The sequence below is a fragment of the Pseudomonas sp. MAG002Y genome, assembly GCF_019400845.1.
GTDB classification, from domain to species: Bacteria; Pseudomonadota; Gammaproteobacteria; order Pseudomonadales; family Pseudomonadaceae; genus Chryseomonas; species Chryseomonas luteola.
Window position 1 is genome coordinate 1 of the sequence record NZ_WOEJ01000040.1, and the last position, 6,072, is coordinate 6,072.

Consider the following 6,072-nt stretch of genomic DNA (forward strand, 5'->3'; position numbering starts at 1 on the left):
CCCTTGTTCGTCGTGTCGAATGCGAGGAATGCGGCGAGATGAGGCCATGTCATTACACGCTTCATCCTGAAAGTGACTCGCTTGGCTGGCTCTGTCCTTTTTGCAAAACAGAGCTCCAGCCTTCATAGGCACACAGAGGATAAGCTTCGGGCCACAACCATTAATGCGCTTCGCCGTATAAAGTTTTTTCACGATTGATCATGATATCCGCCAGATACCAGTAGGCCTTGCCCCAGGCGTCTAGGATCTCATCAGTTGCCGCATCGCCCAATACATCCCTGATGGCGGGTAACAGCGCATTAGCCACGGCGGGATAGTGTTCGGGCTTGATATGGGTTGCAACATGGCGAGCGCAGATCTTGTCTACAGCGCCCTGAATGGCTTCTACCCGATCTGCATTTTTAGCAAACGCCAAGATAGCGCCAGCCAGTCGCTTGGGCTGCTCGCCGGACTTGAAAGCTGCGTCATCGAATAGCGCCTTGATTTCAGGATCAACAAAGAGACGCTCGTACATTCGAGTGGTAATTGCCACGCCATGCTCCTGAAGGACAGGAGCAGTAGATTTAACGATGGCAATGGTTTCAGGAGAAAGAGGCTCGCTCATCACAGGTTCCTTAAAGACTTCAGGCTAATAGGTTTCTTATCAGCTAAACAATGCTGTTATCTCGTTTCAGAGTATAGACCGCTGCTGAGGCTTCGCTGGTACTATGGCCAAGGATCTGCAAAGTAGCCTAGTCTTCCTGCTTACGCAGATTGATTGGCCGTACGTTATGAGGCAGCTCCGCCGAACCTGAGGCGAATTGATAGTTGTTTCTGCCCTTGCGTTTAGCGGTATACATGGCCGCATCAGCCCGAGCCATGATGCTTTCCGCTGAGAGATTATCAGTCGTGGAGCTCAGCGCGATGCCAATGCTGGTGCCAATTTTGGCTGGTCCATCAGGAAGAGAAAAAGGAACGTTGATCGTATCGCATACACTCTTGGCGATACGGCTACAGATAGCTTCTGACGCAACGCCACTGGCAATAATGACAAACTCATCACCAGCCAGTCGGCTGATGAAGTCATCCTTTCTTATCGCTTGACCGAGCCTGCGCGCTACCTGCTTCAGGATCTCATCACCACCCTCATGGCCATGGGTATCATTGGCCAGCTTGAACCCATCAAGATCAAGGAAAAACAGGGAAAATGGAACGCCATCATGCCGGGCGGCAGCTATCACCTGTTCGAGCCTGTCATGCAAGGCGCGGCGATTGGGTAGGCCAGTCAGTGGATCAAGCATGGCCTTGTCGACCAGAGCCTTTTCTGCCCGCTTACGTTCTGTGACATCCTGGGACATAACGTAAAAGCCGACCACCTCACCATGACGCACGTCAGGAATATAGGTAGCGCTCCAGATACGGTCCTGTTCAAGGCTGTACTGGATATTGTCATGGCTGACCCGCTCCCCTGCCAATGCCCGCTGGAAACAAGGAAGCAGTTCCCTATAGAGCTCAGGGCGCAACATCGCCGTCAGGGGTTTACCCAGCAGGGTTTTCGGATCGATATTAAAGATCTGACGATACACGTCGTTATTGAAGCGATAGCACAGGTTACGGTCTACCTGCGCAATGAGAATAGGCAGGTTGTCCGTGATGGTTTGCAGGGTTTCCCGGCTACTTTGCAGCTCAAGCGTCCGCTCCTGGACACGCCTTTCCAGTTCAGCCTGATAGTTCAGCCGCAGGGCTTCGTGCTCCTTACGCTGGCGGATATCATGCACCGCGGCGATAAAGTGTAACGGATTGCCTGCGCCATCTCTTACCAGCGTAACGTCAATTGCTACCCAGACCAGATGTCCAGCCTTGTGAATGTAGCGCTTCTCAAGCGAGTAGGTCTGGCGTCGATTAAACATGAGATCAGCAATAAGATTCAGATCCGCTGCCAGATCCTCGGGATAGGTCACGTCTGAAAATGTCTTCTGCCTGAGCTCCCCGGCCGTATAGCCCAGTATCTCGCACAGCCTTGGATTAACCTCGGCAAACCGTCCCTGAAGGTCAATCAGCGTCTTTCCAATAGGCGACTGCTGGAACATGGCTGTAAAACGCGCCTCACGATAACGCAGCGCCTGAGCATCCTGTTCCTGGATCAGCCGGGTTTCCCTGGCCGCCTCCCGTTGTATCAGTTCACGTTCAACCACACGGGCCAGATCCTTGAGACTAGCTTTGGCTCGCTCAGTTAGGGTTCGGGGCTGGGTATCGATTGCGCACAGGGTACCAAGCACCAGACCCTGACTGCTGCGCAGCGGCACACCAGCATAGAACCGTACATAGGGCTCGCCGGTAACCAGCGGGTTGTCCGCAAAGCGTGGATCTTGCCATGCATCTTCAATCAGCAGCATGTCCTCGACATGAAGCGCATGGGCGCAAAAGGCCAGATCTCGTGGCGTCTCACACACCTCAAGGCCCACCACCGATTTGAACCATTGCCGATGCTCATCCACCAGTGACACTAGGGCGATAGGAACCTGAAGAAGCTCGGAGACCACCCGGGTGATACGGTCAAAGGTCTCTTCCGCTGGGGTATCAAGCAGGTCGAGACTATGAAGCAGGCGAAGCCGCGCCTCTTCATTGGCGGGCAGAGGTGCGATTAGCATGATAGGGACTCAAATCGGCGTCTAAACAACTAATCCTCTTATGCCAGCCGAGAGGTCTGGAATCAAATGAAATGGTATGAGTTAGGCCATGCTACTGCTTGCCGGTATAGGATCAGCGGATTCTCCCATCGACAATTCTGCATAGGACTTGATGCATCCTGGCATAGGTGGCCTCCGTCAGCTTTGATTGGCTAGCTGACTAACGATTGCAGGAAGGCGACATGCAGAGACTAAAAAAGCGCAATCCGGCCAGGCACGCCATCAGGCTTGGCTGTATAGCATTGGGAGCCGCTTCGCTTCCCGTCTGGTTTCTAACGGGAGCGCAGGAAAGTAATTACGAGCATAAGGGGCTCATTGCCTTTTGCTCACTGGTGCCCTTTTTTCTCTTGTCGATCCTAGGCATTGGCAAGGACAAGTCCTCACCCTGCATAGATTAAGAAATCTGACTAGAGACCTATGCTTCAGCATCTGGCATACAATAAGTTTATGATTGGCACATCGCAGGGTGCACTCTGTTCCGGCCCAGTCCCTTTGCCTCGTACAGGTTCTGATCAGCCAGCCCAAGCGCTTCCGTCGGGCTGTAAGCAAAGCCATCGCAGCCGACCACATGGTAGCCGATACTGGCAGTCACACGTCCCAACGGAGAGTCCAGGTGTTCGATATTGAGCGCCCTGATACCCTCTACTATGGACATAGCGATCTGATGGGTACCCGGTTCATCCGTATTAGGTAGGAGAATGACTATTTCTTCTCCTCCATAACGTGCAACTAGATCGCCTGCACGCCGTACGCTTTTCTGGACGACCTGAGCTACCGCTTGCAGGCACAGATCTCCCATTTGATGCCCATAGCGGTCGTTGAAGTTCTTGAAGAAATCAACATCAAGCATAATCAGCCCTACAGGGTACCCCTGTCGCTTTGCTCGATTAAGCTCAACCGGCAGCATGACATCAAAGTGACGCCGGTTGGAAAGACCGGTAAGACCATCCTCCATTGCCAGCTTTTCAACTGCTTCATAAGCTGTCGCAAGCTCGAGCTGATGCTCCTGGTCCAGTCGCATATAGCGTAAGACCAGCAGGCCCATTGCAAATAAAACAGCCAGCATGACAAGCAGGCCGCCTGTATAGATAACAACCTCGGTTATCCAGGCCGCCAGCACATCGCGTCGGGAGAGTCCGACCTGAACGACCACAGGATAGCGCTCAAGGGCCTGATAGCCCTGGATGCGATCTATACCGTCAACAACGGACCGGATGCGCGCTACCCCCGACGGACTTTGCAGCAGGTACTTGCTATAGACCTCACCTTTGGAAAGACTGTAATTGATGTTCTTTTCTGAATAAGGAAGCCGTGAGATGACTTCGCCACTGCGTAAGGCCTGCGAGATAATATCTCTTGGGCCTAGATGAAAGTCGGCATAGTACTGGTTGAAGTACTCGATGTTGACCGTGATAAGAAAAACACCCGCGAAGCTGTTGTCCGGGTTGTTGATCCGGCGCGAGACCGGCACGACGAGGTCACCTGTGGAGCGGCTACGCAGAGGGGTACCAATACGTATCGCTCGATCCATAAAGGTCTTGTGATAAATGAAATAGTCACGGTCACTATTGTTGATGCTGGCGGGATAGTCATCCTTGTCCGTTACGATCCAGTTGCCGTCCTTGTCATATACGAAGAAGCCATGCACCTGATTCATCTGCGCAACCTGGCGTTTGAATAGTCGCTTCAAACGCGTCACATCATCGCCCGATAACCCAGCGCCAAAGTTATCCCATTCCAGACGTTCGACGATCCCATAGCTGGCCAGGTCAAGGTCTTCATAGATGTCATAGGCATGCTGCGCCATGGATTTCACAAGGTTAGCAGCATTGGTTTCAGCCGCGCGTAGGGTCGCCTCATAGCTCCTGAACAGCTGCAGCGAGACGACACTGACAAGGCCCAGCGTAAAGCACACAGAAAAGGCAATAAACACACGCCGAAGACGATTGGTTTGTTTCATGGAAGCCTTTTCTTATCAATCCGGGCAATGGCAGTTTCAGCGGGGCGTCTTTCAAGAAAGACTATTTGCTCAACTGTCGGCTAAATAGCTTATTAATTAACTTAAATTCCTAAATAGTTATTTCAACAGATGAGCGTACAATTCTTTGCGATGAAAATCGTAGCTAAGATTTCAGTATGGCGTACGGCAGCCGTTAAGCTTTGGGTCTAAAATTTTGGTGGTTCGTATGCTTGCTGGTAGTTATGACCCACTTCTTGTGCTGGTCTCTGTAATCGTGGCGGTGCTGACCTCTTACACTGCGCTGCAACTGGCGTCTGCCGTATTTGGAACGTCCGGTACGGCTGCCCGGGTGTGGCTGAGCTGTGGCGCCCTGGCCATGGGGACCGGCATCTGGGCAATGCATTTTATTGGGATGCTTGCCTTTAGTTTGCCAATTGAGCTTGGCTACCAGATCTCAACTACCGTGCTGTCACTGGGACTCGCCGTGCTAGCTTCAGCCCTGGCGCTCAGAATCGTCTGTCGTACGGATCTTAAGACCAGGCATTTCGCAGTAGGCGGTCTGGTGATGGGATGCGGTATTGCCGGTATGCATTATACGGGTATGGCGGCGCTCAACATACATCCGGCAATTAGCTATGATCCGGTCTGGTTTTGCGTATCCATTGTGATTGCCATACTCGCATCAACCTCCGCGCTGTGTGTGGCTTTTCATCTCAAACGTCCCTTGCCTCATGTCTGGATGCTGCGCTTTGCCGCCTCCATTTTTCTGGGCTTTGGCGTCGTTGCGATGCATTACGCGGGAATGGCTGGCGCGCACTTCCATAAAGCAAGCGTGAGCGGGGGTATGCTGGAAGGCATTCATGCCTACTGGCTCGGAACATTGGTTTCACTTGCCACCGTCTCGCTATTGGCTATGACGCTGACTGCCATAGTCTTTGAACAGCATGCACACCGAAAAAAACTCGCACGCAGGCTGGCTGATATCCAGTATCGCCTTGCATCACGGCAGAAGAAAGAGGACCCGCTTGAGCGCCTTCCTCGTTATATTGAGCGGGACAAGAGGCCGTCTGTGGACCAGCTCTAAAGCCACTGAGAACGCCAAGCAGCTTTTTATCTCCCGCCTCTAGCCTATTGGCACATAGACTTTGGTTAGTAGTCATCTCGGACGTACGTAGCAACAGGCTGGCAGAGTGCAGCTAATTCATTCGATTGTGCATTCGTCAGTTATACAACGGCGTTACTTCAGAATCTTTCTATAAGGCCGATGATAGTAATGGTCTGTCAGCGTAAATAAACATTAGATCTTTTCGATATTAATAAAGGCTCTTCCGCCATGCGCAAAAACCTGCCAGTGACACAACAGGCTCGTACATTCAGGGAAAGTGAGCGTCTTATCTCAACGACGAATCTCAAGGGACAAATTACTTATTGCAATGACGCTTT

General features: G+C 52.1%; 6 protein-coding genes. 3 read left to right on the forward strand and 3 right to left on the reverse strand.

Annotated features, from left to right (window positions below):
• Nucleotides 1-160: 160 nt before the first annotated feature.
• Nucleotides 161-604 (reverse strand): globin domain-containing protein, encoded by a 444-nt coding sequence (locus tag GM154_RS25405; protein ID WP_150345676.1) that lies wholly within the window; start codon nt 602-604, stop codon nt 161-163.
• 127 nt (nt 605-731) lie between these two features.
• Complete coding sequence (locus GM154_RS25410; protein WP_150345675.1) at nt 732-2,630, reverse strand: diguanylate cyclase domain-containing protein; 1,899 nt, start codon at nt 2,628-2,630, stop codon at nt 732-734.
• A gap of 221 nt (nt 2,631-2,851) precedes the next feature.
• On the opposite strand from GM154_RS25410, the gene GM154_RS25415 reads away from it, so the two are divergent.
• On the forward strand, nt 2,852-3,067 hold the full coding sequence (locus GM154_RS25415) for a hypothetical protein (RefSeq protein ID WP_197873335.1): 216 nt from the start codon (nt 2,852-2,854) through the stop codon (nt 3,065-3,067).
• 47 nt (nt 3,068-3,114) lie between these two features.
• On the opposite strand, the gene GM154_RS25420 is transcribed toward GM154_RS25415, so the two are convergent.
• Nucleotides 3,115-4,629 carry a sensor domain-containing diguanylate cyclase gene (locus tag GM154_RS25420; protein WP_219654306.1) on the reverse strand — a complete coding sequence of 505 codons (1,515 nt, stop codon included), beginning with the start codon at nt 4,627-4,629 and terminating at the stop codon, nt 3,115-3,117.
• Nucleotides 4,630-4,855: 226 nt separating this feature from the next.
• Between GM154_RS25420 and GM154_RS25425 the strand changes: the two genes are divergently transcribed.
• Both GM154_RS25425 and GM154_RS26170 read left to right on the forward strand, forming a co-directional pair.
• On the forward strand, nt 4,856-5,713 hold the full coding sequence (locus GM154_RS25425) for an MHYT domain-containing protein (protein ID WP_150345672.1): 858 nt from the start codon (nt 4,856-4,858) through the stop codon (nt 5,711-5,713).
• A gap of 249 nt (nt 5,714-5,962) precedes the next feature.
• On the forward strand, nt 5,963-6,072 hold a 110-nt coding region (locus GM154_RS26170; protein ID WP_374940352.1), incomplete at its 3' end, for a hypothetical protein.